At 60.8% G+C, this 22097-nt stretch carries 24 protein-coding genes; 7 read left to right on the top strand and 17 right to left on the bottom strand.

What is annotated here, in order from left to right; genetic code table 11:
• Positions 1-2 precede the first annotated feature (2 nt).
• Both BLR92_RS04520 and BLR92_RS04515 read right to left on the bottom strand, forming a co-directional pair.
• Positions 3-344: a helix-turn-helix transcriptional regulator gene (locus BLR92_RS04520; protein ID WP_089725879.1), complete on the bottom strand. Its 342-nt coding sequence runs from the start codon at positions 342-344 to the stop codon at positions 3-5.
• Positions 341-1687, bottom strand: coding sequence for a type II toxin-antitoxin system HipA family toxin (locus BLR92_RS04515; RefSeq protein WP_089725877.1), 1347 nt, complete (start codon positions 1685-1687; stop codon positions 341-343). Before BLR92_RS04515 ends, BLR92_RS04520 begins: the two co-directional genes overlap by 4 nt.
• 397 nt (positions 1688-2084) lie before the next feature.
• Here BLR92_RS04515 and BLR92_RS04510 point away from each other — a divergent pair, with 397 nt between their 5' ends.
• Both BLR92_RS04510 and BLR92_RS04505 read left to right on the top strand, forming a co-directional pair.
• The gene (locus tag BLR92_RS04510) at positions 2085-2330 is read left to right on the top strand and encodes a hypothetical protein (protein ID WP_089725875.1); all 246 of its coding nucleotides are present in this window, start codon (positions 2085-2087) and stop codon (positions 2328-2330) included.
• A gap of 213 nt (positions 2331-2543) precedes the next feature.
• Positions 2544-3338 (top strand): IclR family transcriptional regulator, encoded by a 795-nt coding sequence (locus BLR92_RS04505; RefSeq protein ID WP_089725873.1) that lies wholly within the window; start codon positions 2544-2546, stop codon positions 3336-3338.
• Here BLR92_RS04505 and BLR92_RS04500 read toward each other — a convergent pair.
• The 5 genes from BLR92_RS04500 to BLR92_RS04480 all read right to left on the bottom strand — a co-directional run bounded on the left by BLR92_RS04500 (position 3335) and on the right by BLR92_RS04480 (position 7722).
• Entirely contained in the window at positions 3335-4636 is a 1302-nt protein-coding gene (locus BLR92_RS04500; protein WP_089725871.1) for an NAD(P)/FAD-dependent oxidoreductase, read from the bottom strand. The genes BLR92_RS04505 and BLR92_RS04500 overlap by 4 nt on opposite strands.
• A 31-nt stretch (positions 4637-4667) precedes the next feature.
• Positions 4668-5396 (bottom strand): amino acid ABC transporter ATP-binding protein, encoded by a 729-nt coding sequence (locus BLR92_RS04495; RefSeq protein ID WP_089725869.1) that lies wholly within the window; start codon positions 5394-5396, stop codon positions 4668-4670.
• Positions 5393-6058 (bottom strand): amino acid ABC transporter permease, encoded by a 666-nt coding sequence (locus BLR92_RS04490; RefSeq protein ID WP_089725867.1) that lies wholly within the window; start codon positions 6056-6058, stop codon positions 5393-5395. Before BLR92_RS04490 ends, BLR92_RS04495 begins: the two co-directional genes overlap by 4 nt.
• 128 nt (positions 6059-6186) lie before the next feature.
• Entirely contained in the window at positions 6187-6999 is an 813-nt protein-coding gene (locus BLR92_RS04485) for an ABC transporter substrate-binding protein (RefSeq protein ID WP_217636523.1), read from the bottom strand.
• Between the two features lie 183 nt (positions 7000-7182).
• On the bottom strand, positions 7183-7722 hold the full coding sequence (locus tag BLR92_RS04480) for an isochorismatase family protein (RefSeq protein ID WP_089725865.1): 540 nt from the start codon (positions 7720-7722) through the stop codon (positions 7183-7185).
• Between the two features lie 367 nt (positions 7723-8089).
• Between BLR92_RS04480 and BLR92_RS04475 the strand changes: the two genes are divergently transcribed.
• The 3 genes from BLR92_RS04475 to BLR92_RS04465 are packed head-to-tail and all read left to right on the top strand — an operon-like array spanning position 8090 to position 11025.
• Complete coding sequence (locus BLR92_RS04475; protein ID WP_089725862.1) at positions 8090-9277, top strand: amidohydrolase; 1188 nt, start codon at positions 8090-8092, stop codon at positions 9275-9277.
• Between the two features lie 57 nt (positions 9278-9334).
• Positions 9335-9565 (top strand): hypothetical protein, encoded by a 231-nt coding sequence (locus BLR92_RS04470; RefSeq protein ID WP_089725860.1) that lies wholly within the window; start codon positions 9335-9337, stop codon positions 9563-9565.
• Positions 9562-11025 carry a sodium:solute symporter family protein gene (locus BLR92_RS04465; protein WP_089725858.1) on the top strand — a complete coding sequence of 488 codons (1464 nt, stop codon included), beginning with the start codon at positions 9562-9564 and terminating at the stop codon, positions 11023-11025. The genes BLR92_RS04470 and BLR92_RS04465 overlap by 4 nt, the downstream gene beginning before the upstream one ends.
• Positions 11026-11036: 11 nt before the next feature.
• Here BLR92_RS04465 and BLR92_RS04460 read toward each other — a convergent pair whose 3' ends face one another.
• Both BLR92_RS04460 and BLR92_RS04455 read right to left on the bottom strand, forming a co-directional pair.
• A complete protein-coding gene (locus BLR92_RS04460; protein WP_175488710.1) occupies positions 11037-11915 on the bottom strand; it encodes a CobW family GTP-binding protein in 879 nt (292 codons plus the stop codon).
• A gap of 22 nt (positions 11916-11937) precedes the next feature.
• Positions 11938-13560: an amidohydrolase gene (locus tag BLR92_RS04455; RefSeq protein WP_089725854.1), complete on the bottom strand. Its 1623-nt coding sequence runs from the start codon at positions 13558-13560 to the stop codon at positions 11938-11940.
• A gap of 179 nt (positions 13561-13739) precedes the next feature.
• Here BLR92_RS04455 and BLR92_RS04450 point away from each other — a divergent pair, with 179 nt between their 5' ends.
• Together BLR92_RS04450 and BLR92_RS04445 are read left to right on the top strand one after the other, a co-directional pair.
• The gene (locus tag BLR92_RS04450; RefSeq protein WP_089725852.1) at positions 13740-14555 is read left to right on the top strand and encodes a motility protein A; all 816 of its coding nucleotides are present in this window, start codon (positions 13740-13742) and stop codon (positions 14553-14555) included.
• Positions 14548-15519 carry an OmpA/MotB family protein gene (locus BLR92_RS04445; protein WP_089725850.1) on the top strand — a complete coding sequence of 324 codons (972 nt, stop codon included), beginning with the start codon at positions 14548-14550 and terminating at the stop codon, positions 15517-15519. Before BLR92_RS04450 ends, BLR92_RS04445 begins: the two co-directional genes overlap by 8 nt.
• A 5-nt stretch (positions 15520-15524) precedes the next feature.
• Here BLR92_RS04445 and phnP read toward each other — a convergent pair whose 3' ends face one another.
• Genes phnP through phnH form a run of 8 tightly spaced genes read right to left on the bottom strand, consistent with a single transcriptional unit; the run spans position 15525 to position 22096 of the window.
• The gene (gene phnP, locus BLR92_RS04440) at positions 15525-16280 is read right to left on the bottom strand and encodes a phosphonate metabolism protein PhnP (RefSeq protein ID WP_089725848.1); all 756 of its coding nucleotides are present in this window, start codon (positions 16278-16280) and stop codon (positions 15525-15527) included.
• Positions 16277-16843: a ribose 1,5-bisphosphokinase gene (gene phnN, locus BLR92_RS04435; protein WP_089725846.1), complete on the bottom strand. Its 567-nt coding sequence runs from the start codon at positions 16841-16843 to the stop codon at positions 16277-16279. The genes phnP and phnN overlap by 4 nt, the downstream gene beginning before the upstream one ends.
• A 2-nt stretch (positions 16844-16845) precedes the next feature.
• Positions 16846-18012: an alpha-D-ribose 1-methylphosphonate 5-triphosphate diphosphatase gene (locus BLR92_RS04430; RefSeq protein ID WP_089725844.1), complete on the bottom strand. Its 1167-nt coding sequence runs from the start codon at positions 18010-18012 to the stop codon at positions 16846-16848.
• Positions 18009-18734, bottom strand: a complete 726-nt coding sequence (gene phnL, locus BLR92_RS04425) for a phosphonate C-P lyase system protein PhnL (RefSeq protein ID WP_089725842.1) — start codon at positions 18732-18734, stop codon at positions 18009-18011. Before phnL ends, BLR92_RS04430 begins: the two co-directional genes overlap by 4 nt.
• A 20-nt stretch (positions 18735-18754) precedes the next feature.
• Positions 18755-19573 carry a phosphonate C-P lyase system protein PhnK gene (gene phnK / locus BLR92_RS04420; RefSeq protein WP_089725840.1) on the bottom strand — a complete coding sequence of 273 codons (819 nt, stop codon included), beginning with the start codon at positions 19571-19573 and terminating at the stop codon, positions 18755-18757.
• Positions 19570-20403: an alpha-D-ribose 1-methylphosphonate 5-phosphate C-P-lyase PhnJ gene (locus tag BLR92_RS04415; protein WP_089725838.1), complete on the bottom strand. Its 834-nt coding sequence runs from the start codon at positions 20401-20403 to the stop codon at positions 19570-19572. Before BLR92_RS04415 ends, phnK begins: the two co-directional genes overlap by 4 nt.
• On the bottom strand, positions 20400-21500 hold the full coding sequence (locus BLR92_RS04410) for a carbon-phosphorus lyase complex subunit (RefSeq protein WP_089725836.1): 1101 nt from the start codon (positions 21498-21500) through the stop codon (positions 20400-20402). The genes BLR92_RS04415 and BLR92_RS04410 overlap by 4 nt, the downstream gene beginning before the upstream one ends.
• On the bottom strand, positions 21485-22096 hold the full coding sequence (phnH, locus tag BLR92_RS04405) for a phosphonate C-P lyase system protein PhnH (RefSeq protein WP_245704000.1): 612 nt from the start codon (positions 22094-22096) through the stop codon (positions 21485-21487). The genes BLR92_RS04410 and phnH overlap by 16 nt, the downstream gene beginning before the upstream one ends.
• Position 22097: the final 1 nt, after the last annotated feature.

The raw sequence follows: 22097 nt of genomic DNA, 5'->3' as shown, positions 1-22097 counted from the left end.
CGTCAATTTCCTTTCTTAGTGGGTTCAATTTGTTTTCCATCCTCCGCCAACAAGCGGCCAAGTAGGGCTGGTTGGCGGGGTAGCACGCCGACCCTCAGGCCCAGCGGTCGGAAGACACGATTCATGGTAGCCAAGGAGGCGTTGCCGGTATCGCGTTCGATATCCGAAAGCGTGCGGCGGCTGATACCAACCAGATCGGCATAGTCTCCTTGAGATAGACTCAGCACCTCGCGGCGCAGGGTGCGTAGCAATTGCCCCTCGGTCAGGTTGCCTTGAATCAGTTGACGCAACAGCGCCATTAGCGCGGTCTCGCGTTCGTCGGCGGTGAGTGTTCTCGGCTTCATAGTAGCCCCCAACGCTCGAGTTTGGCGTCCAGGGCTGTCAGGCCGAGGACTGGCTTGGCGAGAAGCCGCGTTGGGGCGCCTCGCTCGATGAGTCTCTCATGCAGGCCGTATAGTTGCTGGCCCAGCATCTTCAGTTCGCTTATGATTTTGTCGGGCGGCGCCAGGTCACCTAATGCTTCGGCGATATCAAGCCAGTCGAATTCACCGCCTTGTTCCAGCGGGATACCCCATTGGGTGGTGCGAGTGATGCCCTCGGGGTCAGCTTTCATCGGGGCAAAGTCATAGATCGGCGCATGCCAAATCCCTTCTGGACGCTTCAACAATGCTGCATTACGGCCGTGATTATCGGAGTTGCCGAAAGCGACATTAAGCAAATCGCGTTTGACCCATTCAATCACGAAACGCTCGAGATCGAATGCCTCGCCCAACTCGACAACGCGATGCTGGTGGCTCAGCAACGAAGCCAGATGACGTATTACTTCAAGGTGTTTCAGGTGCGCCCCTGGCGGGGCATTGAGCAGGGCATAAACCGATTCGAGACCGAACCGGCACAGGCCACCGGCGCGCATCTCGACATCGAATCGTGGCAACCATAAAGAGGGGTAGTGTTCTCCTTCGATCAGCTCAAGGCCGCGAGTGGAGATGGTGTCGATACCGAGATCATTCAGCTCTCGGTAATAATGATACTCAGCGCGCAGAATGTCGCAGTCGTCTAGTCTGCGTTGCCCACGAGGGAATTTAACCAGGAAATGGTCGTCTGGATTAGTGGGGTCGTCCTGCCAGGTGTCGATCCATACATGGTCTTCTGGTGTGCGACGCACAAGCAATTTTGGGGCCTCGCCACCGGCTCCTGTCGCCCCGCCGCTCGCCGCGCCCATTTGCTGGGCGTATTCCAGAAAGTCAGTATTCCGCTCGACGACGTCACTCATAGGGAAGCGCCGCTCGCGGAGTCCTGAACCTACGGATGGTGTTGGCAAAGACTCACGAATGCGCAGGTTGCCGACCGGCGCGATGGTGCCCTGTCGAAGAAGTTCGGCATCTTGTCGAGAGGCTGACAAATTCTGAAGACCAAGCTGATTGACCCAGTAGCGGCGGCTGGCGCCAGCGGGCATGATGTCATCGATAAAGCCGAACCAACGTTCGCCATGGTGTTTCGTCATTAACTCGACGGGTAGCGTCAGGCTGCACGCATGCTCGTCATCCCTGAACATCCATCCAAGAGCATAATCCTGCTGGTAACCCAATCTGGCGGGCCCGTGAGTACCCTTGTCTGGGTTCGGGATTTCTAGCGTCGCGGCATCTTGCCACTGGTGTTGATGATAGACCTGAATGGTAAGCTGCATGCTGGCACTCATTGAGCAGTAAAATGCTCATATCTTAGCAGTCGTTCACAAATATGAGTAGTAAGGTGCTCAAAACAAACATGGAAACTATTTTCTGAGCAACATATAACTCATATTCGGCTTGGCATGTCTCGATAACGGCTGTTCGCGCCTGAACTCGTTCTAAGCGGGGCTGCCTCTTGTAGGCTCAATCAAGTGTCTTATCGCATCCGCCGCTAGCAGGTGTACGGCATAAACCTTGCCGTTTCAGTCACCTTTGGTGCGAAAATTGCGCGTTGCAGCCGTCATTTGCTGCGCCAAGTGCTGTGCTATGGAAGCATGGACGGTAGAATCAGGCTTTGGCGCTGCCAAACGGCAGACGCCCTATAACTAGAAACTATGCAGCAGGGAATGACCAATGAGCCGTCAACGTGTCAACCGTGGCCGACAAACGCGCGGTCTAGAAAACGTAATCTACGAAGATAGCCAGATCGAGCAGTATTTGCTCTTGCTGATTTACTCGAAACGCCATACCACGGCGGAGAGCCTGTTTGCGGAGTTGCGAAGAATGATGCCGGCCGTGGACCCCGTGCAGGTCAATCGTGTTGCGCATCGCTTCGCCAGTGAATTGAAGGCCGCCGGGCTGGCGCTTGCCGATGATTGATTCGGCTCGAAAAGGTTTGCATTCATCCTGGCCGGCCTAGCACTCCCACTCAGTTGCACGATCGTTGCAATGCCTCGTGTCTCGCGCGGCAGAGCTGGCCCGTTGGCTCTCCCTGCAGTGGCTAACCTCCTGAGAGAGAGCCGTCGGGAGTACCCATGAGGACCCCATGGTATAGTCAGTGGCTACGATTATGCCGAGACGAAATGGATCAGAATGAGCGAGCCGAACAAGCAAGATAGCAAGTCGTCGCTGTATAACCAGTCCATCGAAAAGGGTTTTACGGTACTGGGATTGTTCAATGCTTCGCGTAGCGAATTGAGTCTTTCCGAGATTTCGCGTCTGGCGGGCTGGAACATGGGCTCGGCTCAGCGGATCACGTATACGCTTGAAAAACTGGGATACCTTTACAAGAACCCGGTGAACCGCAAGTATCGAATCGCCATCCATTCATTGTCGCTGGGCTATAGCTATCTGGAATCAAACTTGCTGATCGATTGCGCCAACCCGCTGCTGTCGGAGCTTAGCAACCATTGCGAGGAGTCGGTTTCACTCACCGAGCCGTGTGGCTTGGAAATGGTCTACGTGGCTCGCTTTCCCAGCCGCCGTTATATTCCCATCCATATGCCGATAGGTAGCCGAGTACCCATGTACTGCACGGCGGCGGGGCGGGCGTATTTATCGGTGCTGCCGTTGGAGGAGCTCGAACGCTATTTCGAATGCTCGGACCTGAAGGCCCACACGCCACGTACCCTGACCGACTCTGCGGCACTGGTATCGTTGATCGAAGACTTCAAACGCACCGGGCTTTCCTATAACGACGAGGAGTATTACCTCGGCGATATCAATATTGGTGCGCCGGTACTCAATAGCCAGGGACGGGCGGTGGCGGCCATCCATGTGACGGCGCCCAGCAGCCGCTGGACGCTGGACGATGCCATGGCCAAGCTAGGGCCGCCGTTGATCGAGTGCGCGCGCGCAGTGACCAAGGCGGCGCGCACCCTGGCTTAAATGTGCAGCCGATCGCGCAGGCGATAGTAATTCACCACCGTGCCGACGTAGACTTTTTGCAGAAAATGCAGGGGAATCGGCCGAATGGGCGACAGGCTGAAGGGCAGTTGCCAATCGTTATCTTCGCTACCAAGTCGTTCACCCAGCAGCTTGCCCAGATGCGTTGCCATGCCAACGCCGCGACCGTTGTAACCCAGCGCGATGGTTAGCCCCGGTGCCGGTTGATGCACATGCGGCATGGCATCGCGTGTCAATGCCACGCGACCGTGCCAGCGGTACTCGATATCGACGTCGGCTAATGCCGGATAGACTTGAGCGATGGCGCGGCGCAAGTGCGTGAAATCGTTTGGCCCTTGCGGATCGTGGAAGGGGCCGCGTCCTCCCATCAGTAAGCGGCCCTGTGAGTCGCGGCGGTAGTAGAGAAGCAACTTGCGGGCGTCGGAGACGACCTGGTTGCCGGGTATGACACTGGCGCCTTCGGCGTCGCTGAGCGGTCGAGTGGCGATCTGGAAGCTGTTGGCGGCGATGACCGATTGGCGCAGCCTGGGCCATAGATCGCCGGAATAGCCATTGGTACACACAAGCACCTGATCGGCGATGACTTCCCCACCGGTCGCTAGCTTGAGCTTCCAGCCGTCCGGTTGGCGCTGAAGTTGCTCTACCGGGGAATATTCGCACAGGCGCGCGCCGGCATGGTCGGCCGCCTTGGCAAGCCCACGGCAGTAGCTTAGCGGGTTGAGGCCACCGGCACGCGGATCGATCCAACCGCCGATATAGGCGCTGCTGCCCAGCTGTTCGCTGACCTCTTGGCGATCCAACAAGGTGACCGGGACGCCGTGCTCCTGCCATTGGCGGGCACGGCCTTGCGTGACACGCAAGGAAGCGCCATCGAGCGCCGGTTGAATCCAGCCATGGCGAGTGGCGTCGCACTCGATGCCCAGCCGCTCGATCAGCTCGAAAACGACGTCGGCGTTGCGTCCCGTGGTGTCGATGAGTGCCTGGCCACGCTCCCGACCATAACGTTTGATCAACGTGTCAGGGTCGTGCTTCAGGCCGGGGATGACTTGCCCACCGTTACGTCCCGAGGCGCCCCAGCCGATGCTCTGGGCTTCGAGCAGCGTGACCTCGACACCTCGCTCAGCCAGATGCAACGCGGCACTAAGCCCGGTAAAGCCACCACCGACGATGGCGACTCGAGTCCGCTGCGCGCCACGCAGGACGGGATACTCTCGGCCAGCAACGGCGCTGGCGGCCCATAGGGAAGCGGGCATCGGCGTGGGCTCTAGCTTCGCATTCATGAGTGCTTCTCTCGGTAGTTGGAAGACACGGCTAATGGTTGAGGACGCGGCGCAGGAAGTCCTGGGTGCGCTCGTGGTGTGGCTGGCTGAGAACCTGCTTGGCCGGGCCTTCCTCGACGATCGTGCCGCCGTGCAGGAAGCACACGCGATCGGCGACCTCGCGGGCGAAGCTCATCTCGTGGGTGACGACCACCATGGTCATGCCTTCCTCGGCGAGGGTGCGCATCACCGTGAGCACGTCGCCAACCAGCTCGGGGTCCAGCGCCGAGGTGGGCTCGTCGAACAGCATGGCGTCGGGGCGCATGGCCAAGGCTCGAGCGATGGCGACACGCTGTTGCTGGCCGCCGGAAAGCTGATTGGGATAAGCGTCGTACTTGTCGTTGAGGCCGACCTTGTCGAGCAATTCTTCGGCCATCGCCCTGGCTTGTTGGCGGGGCTCGTGTTTGACGTAGACCGGGCCTTCCATGACGTTCTCGATGACGCTGCGATGAGGAAACAGGTTGAAGCGCTGGAATACCATACCGACTCGGGTGCGTAGGGCATGGATATCCGCCTGTTGGGTGTCGACCCGCGCATCGTTGATCAGAATGTCACCGTGGTCATAGGTTTCCAGGCCATTGATACAGCGCAGTACCGTCGACTTTCCCGAGCCCGAGGGGCCGATCAGGCAAACCACCTCGCCGCTGGCGACATCGAGGCTGACACCGCGTAGCACCGCGACATCGCCGAAGCTCTTGTGGATGTTGTTGATGGCGATCATTTGTCGCGCCTCCTGTTGCCTTGGCCAAAGTGTTTTTCCAGGCGGTTGACGCCGAAGATCAACGGCAAGCTGAGTGCCAGGTAGAGCAGTGCCACCAGGGTATAGACCGTCATGTTCTCGAAGGTGGATGCGGCCAGCAGTTGGCCGGCGCGCGTCATCTCCGCGACGGTGATCGTCGATACCAGCGAGGAGTCCTTGAGCATCATCACCGTGGTGTTGCCATAGGGCGGCAGCGTGATGCGTATGGCCTGCGGCAGGATGACCCGGCGCATGATCAGAGGGCCTTTCATGCCGATGGATTTCGCGGCTTCGATCTGGCCGGGGTCGATAGCCTGGATACCGGCGCGGAAGTTCTCTGCCTGATAGGCGCTGTAAGCGATACCCAGTCCAATGATGCCGGCCTGGAAAGCGGTGAGCTGGATCCCCATGCCCGGCAGCACGAAGTAGATATAAAAGAGTTGTACGATAATCGGCAGGCCGCGGATCACATTGATAAAAACACTGGCCGGCACTGACAACAGCTGGGTTGGCGAGACTTTCATGATCGCCAGCACTAAGCCAAGTAGTGTGCTGAGAAGAAGCGAGCCGACGGTCACTTCTATGGTAACGATCGCTGCCTTGAGCAGTATCGGCAGAAACGAGAAGACATCTGCGAGTATCATCAGGGTCTCCTGCACGCATGACTATGCCTGCAAATGGGCAAGGCTTGGGAGTGCCCGCCAGCCATCGGGCATGACCCGGAGGCTGGCGGATACAAGAGGCTTACTTCGTGGGATATTTCAGGAAGTGGCTATTTCAAGCCCCACTCGGTGAAGATGGCATCGACCTTACCCTGCTCCTTGAGGCGTGTGAGCGAGGCGTTCAGATCGGCGAGTAGTTCGCTGTTGCCCTTTTTCACCGCGAATCCGACCTGGCCAACCATTTCCGGCTGGTAATCCTCGGCGAGTTTCAACTCGGGAAAGCGATCCTGGCTGAATTGGTAGGCGATGATGGGTTCGTCGCCGATGCCGGCGGTTATCCGCCCGAGCGAGATGTCATGCATCATGTCGGCCAGCGTGTTGTAGCTGCGTACTTCGGCAAAAATGCCCAGACTATTGAGATGCTCGATGTAGGTCGTGCCTACCTGAGCGCCGATGACCTCGCCGGCGAGATCGTCGAGGGTCGTGTAGTGGGTCCCGTTGTCACCCTGGACGACCAGTCCTTCGGCGTAAGGGAAAATATCGTGACTGAAATCCACCACTTCCGCGCGCTCGGGTGTCTTCAACATGGCCGCGGAAATCACATCGATCTTGCCGGTGCGCAATGATGGGATCAACGAACTGAACTGCGACTGCTGGATGGCGATATCGTAACCGGCATCTTCGCCGACGGCCTTGATGAGATCGACCATGGCGCCGGTTATTTCATTGGTTTCGACATCCAGAAAAGTAAAAGGGATGCCGCTCGGTGTACTTCCCACGGTCAGCGTCTGCTCGGCGGCTCCGGCGGTCGAGGGCGTAAGACTGCTTGCGCAACCGATAGCCAATGAGGCTGCCAGCAACCAGTGCCGAGCGGGGGAAAGGGCGAGAGCCATGCGTTGGACCATGGATGGTGTTGTTTTCATGGAATCCTCGATTGCATCGAAAGTGAGATTGTTATGTTTGGTGGCAAAATCTAGCCTAGACGAATAAAAATTATCGGTAAAGAATAAATATTTATCGATATTCGATAAATAATACGAAAGGTATTGGAGTGAGACGATGATGGAAGGCTGGCTCCGAGTTTTGGGCAGGGAAGCTATAAGGGATTATTTCACCAGTTCAAGAAGGGACTTGAACGCAGGGTGATGGCTATCGCGCATCCATTCGAAGATGACCATTTCCGTGGTTACCAGCCTTGCACCGGTGGCACCGGCGCGGTCGATGGCGGCCTTCAAATCATGTGGATGTCGTGAGCCAATGGCATCGGTGACCAGCCACACGCGGTAGTCGCGCTCGAGCAAGCCGAGCACGGTCTGCATGACGCAGACATGCGCCTCGCAGCCGGCGACGATCAATTCGTCTCGCTGAGGGGCCAGGCTATCGATAAACGCCGCTTCGGTGCTGGCATCGAAATGGCTTTTCGCAATGGTGGTATCGCAAAGCTCCTGGAGTTGACTGACCGTGTGACCGAGGCTGGCGGGGCTCTGCTCGGTTGCGACGATAGGGACATCGAGCAGCTTCGCGGCCCTGGCGAGAATCGCGGCGCGGCTGGCCACGGCCTGTCCATCGTGGATCGCCGGCATGAGCCGGGTTTGTAGATCGACCAGGATCAACGTCGAGGCGGTAACGTCGCAGAGTGCATTCATGTCGGTACCCGTTCCAGTAAGCCCCGTGATGCGTGCCGAATGGCTCGCGTCCGTTCTGTCATGCCAATAGTGTCGGTCACGATACCTCGCAGGGCGCGTTAGTAGGCGAGCCACGATTGTCGATCATTCCGGGCGCAATGGAAAACCGACGACCCATCTGATGCGCTCATTTTTATACCGTTATCTTGATTTTGCCAGCATGGTCACATCTCAAACTCGTTCGACCATCAAAGTCAGCATTCATGTCCTGACGATGTCTTGAGAAGTGTCTTTACTTTTCGGGGGGCGTCTCCTAGCTTTTTTAAGGGTTTACCTGCTCGAACGGCAGGTTTTTCAAGCCGTGCATGATTTATTGCGAGTTAGTCATATGAACATGAAAACAGATGAGCTAGATAAACTCGTCAGATTCAGAAGGGACGTTCATCAAAGTCCCGAGCTCGGCTTTGAAGAGCATGAAACCTCCCGGAAAGTGCGTGAATATCTGGATTCCCTCGGAGTCGAATACGTCAGTGGCCTGGGCAAGACCGGCATCGTCGCCAAGATAGTCGGCACAGGCGCACAAAGTGATGCCAGCGTAGGGTTACGCGCCGATATGGATGCCTTGCCCCTCGAAGAGAAGAGTGGTGTCGAATACGCTTCCACCAATAGCGGCTGTATGCACGCCTGCGGCCACGATGGGCATACCACGATGCTGTTAGGGGCCGTCGAGCACCTGCAGGCCAACAACGATTTCTCCGGAAGCGTCTATTGCGTTTTCCAGCCCGCGGAAGAGGGCGTTGGTGGCGGAAAAGCCATGGTCGACGATGGCCTGTTCGACAGGTTTTCGATTCGGGAGATTTACGGGCTGCATAATTGGCCAGCGTTGCCGGTCGGCAGGTTCGGCTTGATTGCCGGGCCGATCATGGCGGGCGGTGACCGAGTCGACATCACCATTCATGGCAAGGGTGGGCATGGTGGACTCAATCCGCATGGCTGTGTCGACCCGATCCGCATCGCGGCGGAGTTGATCCACAAGGCGCACACCATCGTTTCCCGCGAGGTCGATCCGCTGAGCCCCGCGGTGCTGAGCATTTGTGCGATTCACAGCGGCGACTTGAGCGGCTTCGCGGTCATACCCAACACGGCGCAGCTTTGCGGCACGATCCGTGCGCTGAGCGACGAGGCGCGCGAGACCGTTCGCTCAGGGCTGAAGCGGCTCTGCGAAAGCCTGGAGCACTATTACGGTGCGAAAATCGAGCTGTCGATCGAGGATAAGTTCGATGTCACCTTCAACGAGGCCGGCGCCACGCAAACCGCCAAAGACGTCATTACGCAGTGCTTTGGTGAGCGGGCGCTGGAACGGGACTACAAGCCCAGCATGGGCGGCGAGGATTTCGCCTATATGCTGGCGGTATGCCCCGGGGCCTATATCCATGTGGGCTCCGGTGATGACGATCACCCCTATGGTTTGCACAACCCTCAATACGATTTCAATGACAAGGTCATTCCCTATGGCGTGGAGTTGTTGTCGAAACTGGCCCGGGAGTCGCTCGATAAACAGAACGCAAAGGGATAGCCCAGACGTCTAAATAGTCAGCAATCGGTTTGGTTATAACAAAAGGGAGGCGCCGGCATGTCTAGCAGAGAGAAGAAAATCACCAAGCCTTACATCATCTTTTTGGTACTGCTTTTTCTGTCGATGATTTTTCCGGTATATGGCATTGCCAATCGGGTTTTCCCCCTCGTCCTGGGCTTGCCTTTTGGTCTGTTCTGGATCGTGCTGATGGAGACGATCGCCTTCCTGGTGCTTTGTGGCTTCTATCGTTATGAATATGGCAGCAAAAACAAGGAGGACCGGTCATGAGCGATTGGGTCTTCGCCTTGTTTGCGATGCTGGTGTACCTGGCATTCGCTTTCGTGCTGGGGTTATTGGCCGGTCGCAAACGTTCGTTCTGGTCGGTGTCGGAATACGCGGTAGCCGACCGCGGCCTGGGCCTGATCGTGATCTGGTTCATGATGGGCGGCACGGTATTCAGCGCGTTTTCATTTCTTGGTGGTCCGGGGATGGCGTTTTCCCAAGGTGCGGCAGCGTTCTTCGTACCTGCCTATGTGGCGTTGGGCATACTTCCCTGGTATTTGATGGGCCCTAAGGTCGGTCGCATCGGCGCGCGCAAGAACTTCTTTACCATGGGCGATTTCCTGGGCGACCGGTACCAATCCAAATCGCTGACGGTGATCGTCGGAGTGATCTCGGTGCTCGCCTTCATTCAGTACCTGACGTTGCAAATCAAGGGTATGGCCTTCATTTTCAGCATTCTCACCGATGGGGTGATTCCTTACTGGCTGGGCGCGTTGCTGGCCTACGGTATCGTAATCGCATACGTGGCCACGTCGGGGGTGCGCGGTGCCGCCTGGAGCGACGTGTTGCAGGGCGCGCTGATGCTGATCGTGGCCTGGACGGTAGGTTACTACCTCGTCTATGCGCTTCAGGGCGGTCCGAGCGAGATGTTCCGGTCGATCAACGAGGCCCAGCCCGGCTTTCTGACAATCGGTCACGAAGGCTCGATGATGTCGCCGATGGCCTATTCGACGGTCATCTTGATATCGGGGCTGGGGTTCATGATGTGGCCGCACCTGTTCACCAAGTCCTATACCACCACCGAAAAGCGCATCAAGCTCACCACCTTGGCGTTCCCAATCTTCGGTGTATTCATGGTGCCGGTGTTGTTCATCGGCTTCTCGGCGATCGGCGTGGTCTCGCCGGATGCTATCGACAGCCCGGATCAGATACTGCCGCATTTGATCACCAATGAGTTAGGCGCTAATGGCTGGGTTTATGGCTTGATCGGTGCGGGCGCGCTGGCGGCGGCGATGTCGTCGTCCGATGCTATCACCCATGGTGGCTCGGTTTCGCTGGGCCGGGACGTGGTATTGCCGCTAAAGCCGGATATGACCGAGCGCACCCAGGTATGGATCATGCGCCTGGGAGTCATCGCCATCGGTGCCGCGGCCTATTGGCTGGCGATTTTCGGCGCGGCGGGCATCATCGCGCTACTCGTGGGGGCCTATGGTTCGATCGCGCAGTTCGTGCCTTCGGTATATGGCGCGCTGATCTGGCGACGCGCGACCAAGAGCGGCGCCATCGCGGGGCTGATCGTGGGTATCGCGGTCAATTATTACTACCAGATCATCGCCGATTCCACGCCGCTGGAAATGAATGCGGGCTTCGTCGGCCTGCTGTGCAATATCGTGGTATTCGTGGTGGTCAGTCTGATGACACCCCAAGTTCCTCGTGCCTTAGCCGACGAGTATAAGAATGCCTGAGTGAGGCATGGTCAAAGCGCATCGAGTGCATCGATAAAAGCGCTCAGCGCTTCACCTTGATGGCCGATCACCACGAGTGCCTGGGTCTTTCCGGCGGTGGTGGCAACGCGTGTTGCCCGGCCGCCGGCAAACTGCACGAGATAGCGGGTGCGTGCGGTATCGTTGGCTGTGACCGTGCCCTTGGCGCGGACCAGTTCAGTCGCGGTTGATGCCAAGAGCGCATCGAGCGCGGCGACATCGATAGGTCGGGGCAGCGTCACGCTTCTTGAGGCCAGCGGGCCGCTGGCCGTGCGATTCATGGCGGGCATGGGAGGGGGTGGCTCGCCTGGGCTTTCTTCGAAATTCTCCTCGAAAATCAACGTCGCCTGGGGATTGATGGCGATAATCTCCCGCGTTATCAGGTCTCGCTGCGCGGCACTCAGCCAATTCAGCCGATTGATACGCAGCCGCGTCACCTCGCGAATCTGCGCGATGAAAATATCGTCGATGGCCGGGTCACGATAGTGACGCTCGAAGGCGCTGGCATCGATCAGCGATTCGGCGACATTTAGCGCGTAGCCCTGGGCGGCATCGAAAAGCTGCATCAGCGGACGTGGCCGGGCGATGCCGCTGGCCTCGAAGACCAGCTGCTCGGGGCGTTGCTCCCAGCGCTTGATATCGCGCAACTGCGCGGAGAAATTACCCGCGATACCGCAGCAGGCGCAGCCGTTGTTGAGCCGCAAGATGCTGTCTTCGCGTGACTCGATCAGCTCGGCATCGATATTGATGCTGCCGAAATCGTTGACCAGAAACAGCGCATTTTTCAATGCACCGTCACCGATCATCCGATTGATGCGGGTGGTCTTGCCGCTACCGAGAAATCCGCACAGCAGGGTGGTGGGAATCGCCATCGCTGTATCGTTCATCGCTACGTCAGCCATCGCTCGTTGGGCGCCCGGAAAGCAAGGTGTCGTGCACGCGAATATCCTTGAGTGGCGTATCGCTTGTCAGTGGGTCCTCGCCGAGTACCGTGACGTCCGCCCACTTTCCGGGCTCCAGGCTGCCGACACGATCGTCCAGGCGCAACGTGTAGGCGGCGCCCAGGGTAATCGCTTCAAGGGCGCGAGCGCGGCTGATTTTTTCGGCGTCACCGAGGACGACACCGCTCGCGGTCTGCCGGGTCGTGGCGCACCAGGCGGTGAACAGTGGCGACAACGGTGTGACCGGTGCATCGCAGTGAATGCCGAAGGGAATGCCCAGGCGTGCGGCACTGGCGGCGGGTTCGAGTCGCTGGCAACGATCGAAGCCCAGCGTCTTGGCAAGGTGAATGTCGCCCCAGTAATGGATGTGGTTGGCGAAGATATTCAGGCAGGCGCCGAGCCGTGCCACGCGCTTGAGCTGATCCTGGCGAATCAATTGCACGTGCTGCAGGGTGTGGCGATGATCCGGCCGGGGCCACATCGCCAATGCCTCGTCGAGGGCGTCGAGAATGATCGCCACGGCTTCGTCGCCATTGGTATGTACATGCAATTGCAGCCCGGCTTGATGATAGTGCTGGACCATGTCATGGAAGGTTTGCGGCGGGGCGTTCCAGACACCGTTCTCCGGGCCGCTAAGATACCCCGGCCACTGCAGCCGCGCGGTGAAGTTCTGAATCGCGCCATCGGTAACCAGCTTGACCAGGCCGAAGTGCAGGCGTTCGTGGTTGTAGCGCATGGCATCGATAACGCGTTCGCTGCCGGCCTGCGGGTCCCAGGCCAGCGCATTCAGCGCGGGTACCAGGCGCACCGGGAAATCATCGTGCGCGGTCGCGCCGCGCAGCGCCTCGAGGGCGGCGTCGCTCATCGGGTTGAGCAGGTCGGTGATGGTGGTAATGCCTTCGCGCCGGGCGGCCTGGGCATAGCGCTGCAGTGCTCGCTCGCTGGAAGCACCGTCGAAGATGTCGAAGCCCAGCGCATCGAACACCAGATGCATGGCGGGCAGTTCCTGCAATTCGCCATTGGGCTGGCCATCGCCGTCGCGCACGATGCCGTCGAGCGTCTTGTCATTCAATTGGGCCAGGCGGATCACCGCGCTATTGACGGTCATGCCATGCAGGCTGGCGTGTATGACGACGATGGGGCGGTCTTCGCTGAGCGCATCCAGCAGGCGCCTGTCGATACGTTCGCCCTCGAAATACACCGGATCGAACCCCCAGGCGATGAGCGGGCTATCCTGTGGGCCTTCACCGACGTATTCGCCGATGCGCTGGCTGACCGCTTCGGTGCTCCTGAGTCCTTGCCAGTGCCGGCCATCGGGGTCGCGCTTGTCGAAATAGCCGAGATAAAGGTGATCCCAGATCGAGCCTTCCAGCGCATGGCTATGGCCTTCGACGAAACCGGGCACGAGTATCTTGTCGGCGTAACGAGCGTCGATGCGAACCTCGCCGAAGCGCTGTATTTCCTCCAGCGGCCCCACGCCGAGCACTCGCCCATCGCGCACGGCAACGCACTGCCCGCTGGGCTGCGAGGGGTTCATGGTATGAATGGTTCTGGCGGTGTAGGCGGTAATACCCATAAAAATCCTCCCTGAAACCGACGACCCGGCTAGCGTGCGGGGAAACCTGTAAATTCCGCACGGGTTCATTGGCAAGAATAGGCGACTTGCAGCGCCTTTTCGTGGCTTTGCCAACCTGGTGCAAGGGTAGGATGGTCCTTGTCTTGACGCTGACCGCCCGAAGCCGGGCGAGGACCTTCATGAACGCTTCCACATTGATCGGTATCGTTGCCAGCGTGTTGCTGCTGGCGTGTGTCTTGCTGCTTAGCGCGGATACACCGACGACCTTCATCAACCTGCCGGGCTTGGCAATCGTTGTCGCCGGCACCCTGGCGGCAACCTTCATCAGCTATCCACTACGCGAGGTCGTGCGCGTGGTGCGCCTGGTCGGCGTTGTCTTCCGGCGTGAAGACAGCTATGTCGAGGAGGATGTTCGCGAGCTGGTCGCCATGGCACGGCTGTGGTTCAAGGCGGATATTCGCGCGGTGGAAAAGGCCCTGGCGCAAACGCGCAATTCCTTCCTGCGCACCGGCGTGCAATTGGTCATCGATAACACCCGCGAATCGGAAATCATCGATCTGCTGCGTTGGCGCATTGCCCGGCTCAAGGCATGCGAGCTGGCAGAGGCGCAGATCTTTCGCACCATGGCCGCTTATGCACCGGCCTTCGGTATGCTGGGTACCCTGGTAGGGCTAGTCAATATGCTGGAAAACATGCGGGGCGGTGACCTTGCCACCATCGGCCCGGCCATGGCGATTGCGCTGCTCTCCACGTTTTACGGCATCCTGATTTCCAATCTGGTCTGCAAGCCGATTGCGGTGAAACTCGAACGGCGCACCGAACAGCGACTGATCGCCATGAACATGGTGCTCGAAGGTGTTGCGTTGATCGCCAAACGGCGCTTGCCTTCGTTCGTCGAAGAAACGCTGAATTCATTCATTGCCAACTATCACGACGAGATTCGCGACCCGGTGAGGCGCGGCGCCGAGGAAGAGAGTGCTCCCGTCAATGCTTGAGCCAATTCGCCGTGACACGTCTAGCCACGATCAGTTGCTGACCCTGCATTCACAGGATCGTGGCAGTGACGACTGGATGATCAGTTACATGGATATCATGACCCTGCTGGTGGCGCTGTTCGTGCTGCTGCTGAGTCTGGGCAATCCGATTGGGCTGGTACGCGACGCGCTGGCGACGGCGGGGTCGGTCACGCCATCGCAACCGGTGGCCAGGGTGTCCGCCGAAGCCGTGGCGGTGGCTCGGCGTATCGGCCAGCCGGCGATCATCCTTCCCGAGGCGCTGAGAGCGGCGATGGGCGTGGCGTCATCTCATAAACCCCGTAGCCCCCGGCTGAGCGAGAGTGCTCTGGCGGCGGCGCGCCATGTCGGACAAAGCCTTCGCGTCATGCCGCAAGCCGTGATGGCGGCACGGCAAGTGGCGCCATCGCCGCGCATTCACGAACAGGCCATGGCGGCAGTAGTCAAGATCGCCAGCTTGCCCATGATCAGCGATGCCGCCCAGGCCGCTGCCATCCAGATCGCCGGCGAGTGGCGCGTGCGAGACGACGTCAAGGCATTACCGATGATCGATGGCGTCGAGGTGTCGCGCGTCAAGGGTGGTATCAATCTGCGCATTCAGGATCATCTGCTGTTCGACTCCGGCGAGGCGGCGCTGACCGGGGCGGGGCAGAAAGTGACCCAGCGTCTGGTGAAAATCCTGCGAAGCTATCCAGGCACGATTTCCGTCGAGGGGCATACCGATAGCGTGCCCATCGACACCCCTCGCTTCCCTTCCAACTGGGAGCTTTCCAGCGGTCGCGCCACGGCGATCCTGCGCTATCTTATCGACGCGGGCATCGACGCCTCTCGGCTACGCGCCGTCGGCTATGCCGATACACGACCATTAAAAAGCAATGACAGTGCAAAAGGGCGCTCGGCCAATCGCCGTGTTGAAGTCATCATCCATGATTCGGGGGCGGCGTAGTCGGTTCACAACTCCAGTTCCAGCCCATCGTGCGCCAACGACACATTAGGCGGAAGCGGCAATGGCGCGCTCATGGCTTCGGCATCGACCGCGTGACTCAGGTGGGTTAGCCAGGCCTGCCCGGGGTTGAGACGTTCGATGATCTCCAGTGCCATGCTCAGGTTGTTGTGGTTGCGCGGCTCGAGGTGGCTGGCCGGATGAGTGGCATCGAGCACGATGACATCCGGCCGCCACTGGCGCAGAAAGCGCTCGGTTTCGGTGGGCAAGCCCAGGGTGTCGGTCAGGTAGGCGAGCTTCGCGTTGAATCCGCTAATGCAGTAGCCCAACGTGGGCTTGCTGTGATTGAGCGGTACCGGAATCGCCTCGATGCCTTCGAGTAATAGGGGGCGAAATGGCTTGAGCCCTGGCTGAAAGGCCAGAATGCCGGGATTTTTGTGCAGATCGGCGCAGCCATGGGCGTCCTTGGGGCCATGCACGGGGATCGGCTCGCCGCTTCCCCAGCGAAGATGAAACAACCCCTGAACGTGATCGGCATGGTAGTGGGTGAGCAGCACCGCCGCCGGGCGCTCACGCTCGCAGCTCTCGGCGAGATCCATGCGCCCGGCATCGAGCAGGTAGCGCACGCCGTCAAGTCGAATTTCCGCGCCACATGGGCCGCGCCGGTGGCAGCTCAGCACGCGCGCACGCTGGCAGGCCGGGCAATCGCAGCCGAAGCGGGGCACCTGCGCGCTATCGCCGGTGCCGACGAAGCGAAACTTCATGAGGCGCACTGCATGGCGATCAGCGCTTGCAGGGCTGTCACGGCGTGGTGAAGCTCACCGCTGTTGTCGATGTGTGCGACATCATCGAGCTCAACTTCCATGCGTCGATGACGCGCCAGGCGTTGGTCGATTTCCTGCGGCGTTTCGCGACCGCGCTGGATCAACCGTTCGCGCAATATCGCCGGCTCGGCGGTAACCAGCACCGGCAGCAGGCGCGCGCCGAAACGCTGACGCGCTCGCTCGAGCGCACGCCGGCTGCCGTTGACCACCACTGTTTGCCCGCGATCCAGCCAGGCCTGGGCCTCGATGCCGATCGCGTAATCGAGGCCGTGAGCCTGCCAGTCGAGGCAGAACAGCCCGAGCTGGCGTCGCCGTGCGAACTCTTCTGGCGTAAGGCTCACGCAGTTCTCGCCGTGACCGCTGGGGCGGGTGATATAGCGATGCGCTACCAGCCAATCGGGCCGGCACTGGCGGACGGCGCCGAGCAGGCTGTCCTTGCCCACGCCGCTGGCGCCCATCAGATAGACCAATCGTCCTCTTTCAGCACCCGGTTCCGTGCGCATGATCAATGCACCTGCCGGCCGGCGGACCATACCCGCTGTACGATCGGGTGGGCGTGCAGATGCTCGTCGACCATGCGTACCCGCAGCAGGTCGGCACGCAATCCCGTTGCCAGGCGCCCGCGATCGGCGAGGCCCACGGCCTCGGCGGGGTGGCGCGAAGCCATTGCCACGGCTTGGGGGAGTGAAGAGTGTAACGAGTAGCCGGCGTCCATCCGCGCAACCTTGAACGCCGCGTCGAGCAGCGCGGCGGGGTAGTAATCCGACGAGAGAATATCCAGCACGCCTGCTTCGACTAATTCGGCGGCGGCGATATTGCCGGAGTGAGAGCCACCGCGCACCACGTTGGGCGCGCCCATCATCACTGCCATGCCGGCGCGATGCGAGGCTTCGGCGGCTTCGCGAGTGGTGGGAAACTCGGCGACGCGGGTGCCGTATTCATGGCTCTCGGCGACGTGCGCCAGGGTGGCGTCGTCGTGGCTGGCCAGCGCCAGACCGCGAGTGCTGCATTCCGCGGCAATCGCACGGCGATGTTCGGCGCTATAGCGCGTGCTGTTGGCCAGTTGGCTTTCGATAAAGGCTTCCAGCGCACTATCGTCCAGCCCGTACTTGCCTTGATAGTAGACACGGTAGGCATCGAGGCTGGCGAACTGGCGCTGGCCGGGGGCGTGATCCATCAGCGAAACCAGCCCAAGCAGCGGCGTGTCGGCCAACTCGCGGAAACGCCTCAAGGTATCCGGGTGGCAGACCTCGCAGCGCAGGTGCAGGCGGTGATCGACCCGCGCCAGGCCGTCGTCGACGATCGCCGAGAGCGCTTGGCACATCTCATCGAGCGCGCCATGGCGCATGCTTTGCTCGTCGACATCGCCGATCGCCACGGCGTCGAATACCGTGGTGATGCCACTGGCGGCCATCTGCGCGTCATGGGCCAGAGCCGCCTGGCGGCTGGGCCAGGCGACCTTGGGGCGCGGCTGAAAGTATTTCTCCATGTTGTCGGTATGCAGCTCGACCAACCCCGGCAGCAGGTAATCGTTAGCGCAGTCGATGGCGGCGGGGTGGCGGCTCGGCGCGGTGTCGATGTCACCGATCAAGCCGTCGCGAATCACCAGGCTGCCGGTGATCACCTCATCGTCGAGTACCAGCCGGGCATTGCTGAGAATCTGTTCGTTCATGAGTGCGCCTCCGGGCTGAAGGTGGTCTTGGCTATCAGGTGGTCGTCGAGCGGTAGCAGGCGATCCGCCACGCGTTCACGCACGTCCGCGTCGTGGAAGATACCGAGTAGGGCGGCGCCGCGTGCCTTGGCCTCGCTGATCAGTTCGATCACTACGGCGCGATTGGTGGCATCCAGCGAGGCGGTGGGCTCATCGAGCAGCAAGATCGGATGCTCGGCGATAAAGCCCCGGGCGATATTGACGCGCTGTTGCTCGCCGCCCGAGAAGGTGCCGGGCGGAAGCCGCCACAACCGCTGGGGCAGGTTGAGCCGGGCGAGCAGGGTTTCGGCGCGTGCCCGGGCTTCGGCGGCGTCGGTACCGCGTGCCAGCAGTGGCTCCATCACCACCTCGCAGGCCGAGACTCTCGGCACCACACGCAAGAACTGGCTGACATAGCCGATCACCTCGCGACGCAGCGGGTGCCAGGCATGTACCGGCAAGTCGCTCAGCTCCAACGCGCCATCATGAAAGTTGAGCGTGATGCTGCCGCCGCTAACCCGGTAGTTGCCGTAAAGCATCTTGAGCAGGGTGCTCTTGCCGATACCGCTGCGCCCGGCCAGCACCAGGCACTCGCCGGCATGCAGCTCGAGCGAAAGACTCTGCATGACCTCGAGGGCTACACCGCCCTGACCATGCAGCACAAAGCTCTTGTGCAGGTTTTTGACGTTCACTAATGCGTTCATTGTTTGCCCTCCTGCTTCGCTCATGGCGTCAGCACCGACGACACCAGCAACTGGGTATAGGCGTGTTGCGGATCGTCGAGAATTTGATCGGTCAGGCCGGCTTCCACCACCTGGCCACGGCGCATCACCAGCAGGCGATGCGAGAGCAGGCGAGCGACGGCGAGATCGTGGGTGACCAGCACCACCGACAGGCCCAGTTGGCGCACCAGGGTGCGAATCATGTCGAGCAGGCGCGCCTGCACCGAAACGTCCAGCCCGCCGGTGGGCTCGTCCATGAATACCAGCCGAGGGCGGGTGACCAGGGTGCGGGCGATCTGCAGGCGTTGCTGCATGCCGCCCGAGAAGGTCAGCGGCGCGTCGTCGATGCGCCCGGCGTCGAGTTCGACCTGGGTCATCCAGTCCTGGCCGGCGGCGCGCAGGTTGCCGTAGTGCCGCTCGCCCAGCGCCATTAGCCGCTCGCCGACGTTGGCGCCGGCGGAAACGCCCATGCGCAGGCCGTCGCGCGGGTTCTGGTGAACCAGCCCCCATTCCAGGCGCAGCAACGCGCGGCGCCGTGCTTCGCTGATCGCATAGAGATCGAGCTCACCGTCATTGGTGTGATAAATGACCCGGCCGGCATCCGGTGTTTCCAGCCCGGCGAGCACACGCAGCAGCGTCGATTTGCCGGAGCCGGATTCACCGACGATGCCCAGCACCTCGCCGGCATGCAGGCGAAAGTCAATGCTTTCGCAACCCTTGCCGGGACCGTAGAGGCGGCTGATGTCCTGCACATCGAGCAGTGCGGATCGATCCAATACGGGCTTGGCCAGCGCAGGCCCCGCTAGTTCAGAGCGCTTCATGCCACCTCCCCACGCCGCGTCAGGCAGTAGTCGGTATCCGAGCAGATGAATAGGCGATTGCCGGCATCGTCGGTGATCACTTCATCGAGAAAGCTGTGATCGCTGCCGCACAGTGCGCAGTGTTCGTCCCACTGCTGAATTTCGAAGGGGTGATCCTCGAAATCCAGACTCTCCACCCGGGTGTAGGGCGGGATGGCGTAGAGGCGCTTTTCGCGGCCGGCGCCGAATAGCATCAGCGCGGCACTCATGTCGAGCTTGGGATTGTCGAACTTAGGGATAGGCGAAGGATCCATGACATAGCGCCCGTCGACCTTGACCGGGTAGGCGTAGGTGGTGGCGATATGCCCATAGCGGGCGATGTCTTCGTAGAGCTTTACGTGCATCACGCCGTACTCTTCCAGCGCGTGCATCAGCCGGGTTTCCTGTTCGCTGGGCTCTATAAAACGCAGTGGCTCGGGGATCGGCACCTGGAAGACCAGGATCTGGTCGTGCTCCAGCGGCGTTTCGGGGATCCGGTGGCGAGTCTGAATGACGTCCGCCGCTGCCGTCGCGGTGGTGGTCTCGACCCCGGCGACGCGCTCGAAGAAGGCGCGAATGCTTACCGCGTTGGTGGTGTCGTCGGCGCCCTGATCGATCACCTTGAGCACGTCGTCGCCGCCCAGGATACTGGCGGTAAGCTGCATGCCGCCGGTGCCCCAGCCGTAGGGCATCGGCATCTCACGGCCACCGAAGGGCACCTGATAACCGGGAATCGCCACCGCCTTGAGCAGCGCGCGGCGAATCATGCGTTTGGTCTGTTCGTCGAGATAGGCGAAGTTATAGCCGTTCATACCGCATCCTCCATTGCTGCATCGCCGCTTCCTCGAGCGTTGCCGTGCGCCTTGCGCAGCCGTCGCAGTAGCTCGAGTTCCGACTGAAAGTCGACGTAGTGCGGCAGCTTCAGGTGCGAGACGAAGCCCGAGGCCTCGACGCTGTCGGCGTGAGCGAGCACGAATTCGGCCTGCTGCGCGGGGCCGCTGATCGGCTCGCCCAATTCCTCGGCGCGCAGGGCGCGATCGACCAGCGCCATGGCCAGGGTCTTGCGCTCGTTATGGCCGAACGCTAGCCCATAGCCCCGGGTGAATTGCGGCGCGACTTCGCGTGAGCCGCCGAACTGATTGATCATCTGGCACTCGCTGAGCGCGATCTCGCCGATACAGATCGTCTCGTCCCACTCCTTGACATGAATCTCGACGTCGACATGGCCGAGGCGAATCTCGCCGGCGAAAGGGTGGTTGCGCCCGTAGCCGCGCTGGGTGGAGTAACCCAGGGCTAGTAAATAACCCTCGTCGCCACGCGCGAGCATTTGCAGGCGGGCGGCGCGATCGACCGGGTAATCGGGCGGGTCGCGGGTAATATCGGCTGGCTCGCTGCCGTCGTCGTGCTCGCGCTCGATCAGGCCCTCGGCGTTGAGCAGATCGAGAATCTGCGGACAACGTGCCAGCGCCGCGTCGGCGCGTGCCGGTTCCGGCGTCTCGCCTTCGGCCAGTTGCATGAAATCCAGCAGGCGATGGGTGTAGTCGTAGGTCGGGCCGAGAACCTGCCCGCCGGGTATGTCCTTGTAGGCGGCGCTGATGCGCCGCTCGATACGCATGGTACCGGTGTCGAGTGGCTCGCTCACCGCCAGGCGCGGCAGGGTGGTGCGATAGGCGCGCAGCAGAAACACCGCCTCGACGAGATCACCGCTAGCCTGCTTGAGCGCCAAGGCAGCGAGTTCGGGATCGTAGAGCGAGGCCTCGGACATCACCCGGTCCACCGCCAGGCGCAGTTGGCCGCCGATCTGCTCGACGGATAACTCGGCCTGTTCGCGCTCGCCGCGCCGGCGGTCGGCGAGCAGTCGATGGGCGTTGGCGATGGCCTGCTCGCCGCCTTTTACTGCGACATACATGCGCGGTCCTCCTGCTGTCGATTGACGATACGGGTACTGCGCGGGATGGCGGCGAGCCGCGTGCCGCAGGCCAGAATCGCGTCGAGCCCACACGGAAAGCGGCTGCGGTTGACGCTGAGCCGGCTCATCAATGCGTGTGCGTTGCCGACGCCCAAGCAGCGCTGGGTTTCGATGCCGGGGCCGCTGAACTGCCAGGGGCCGTCGTCGCTCAAATACTCCACGGCGACCAGCAGCGTGGTGCCACGATCCGGGTAGCTGTCGTTGCCGATGGCGAAGTCGATCTCGCGAGCCAGGGTATCGGGCGTGACGAGGGCGAAATCCGCCAGGGTGGCGTCTTGGGTCAGCCGGCAACCGGTATGGAAGTGCAGCGCGTCGCGCAGCTCGGGGGAGTCGAGTGCCGGGTCGATCCACAGCTGGGTGTCGAGATCGCACAGCGTCAGCAGCGCACCCCACAGCGCGGGGCCGATCGAGGCATCGCGTGGTGGGCAAGGCGCGCACAGTTCATGTAGCGTGCCGGGCTCTGACATCGCCTGGAGAATCTGGCGAAACAGCCGTTGGCTGTCGTGAACGGGGTCGGTCAGGGCGGGCCAGAGCATG

This window comes from Modicisalibacter muralis (assembly GCF_900102945.1).
Taxonomy (GTDB): Bacteria; Pseudomonadota; Gammaproteobacteria; order Pseudomonadales; family Halomonadaceae; genus Modicisalibacter; species Modicisalibacter muralis.
Note: the sequence above shows the minus strand (reverse complement) of the source record. Positions and strands in the feature narration are given on the sequence as shown.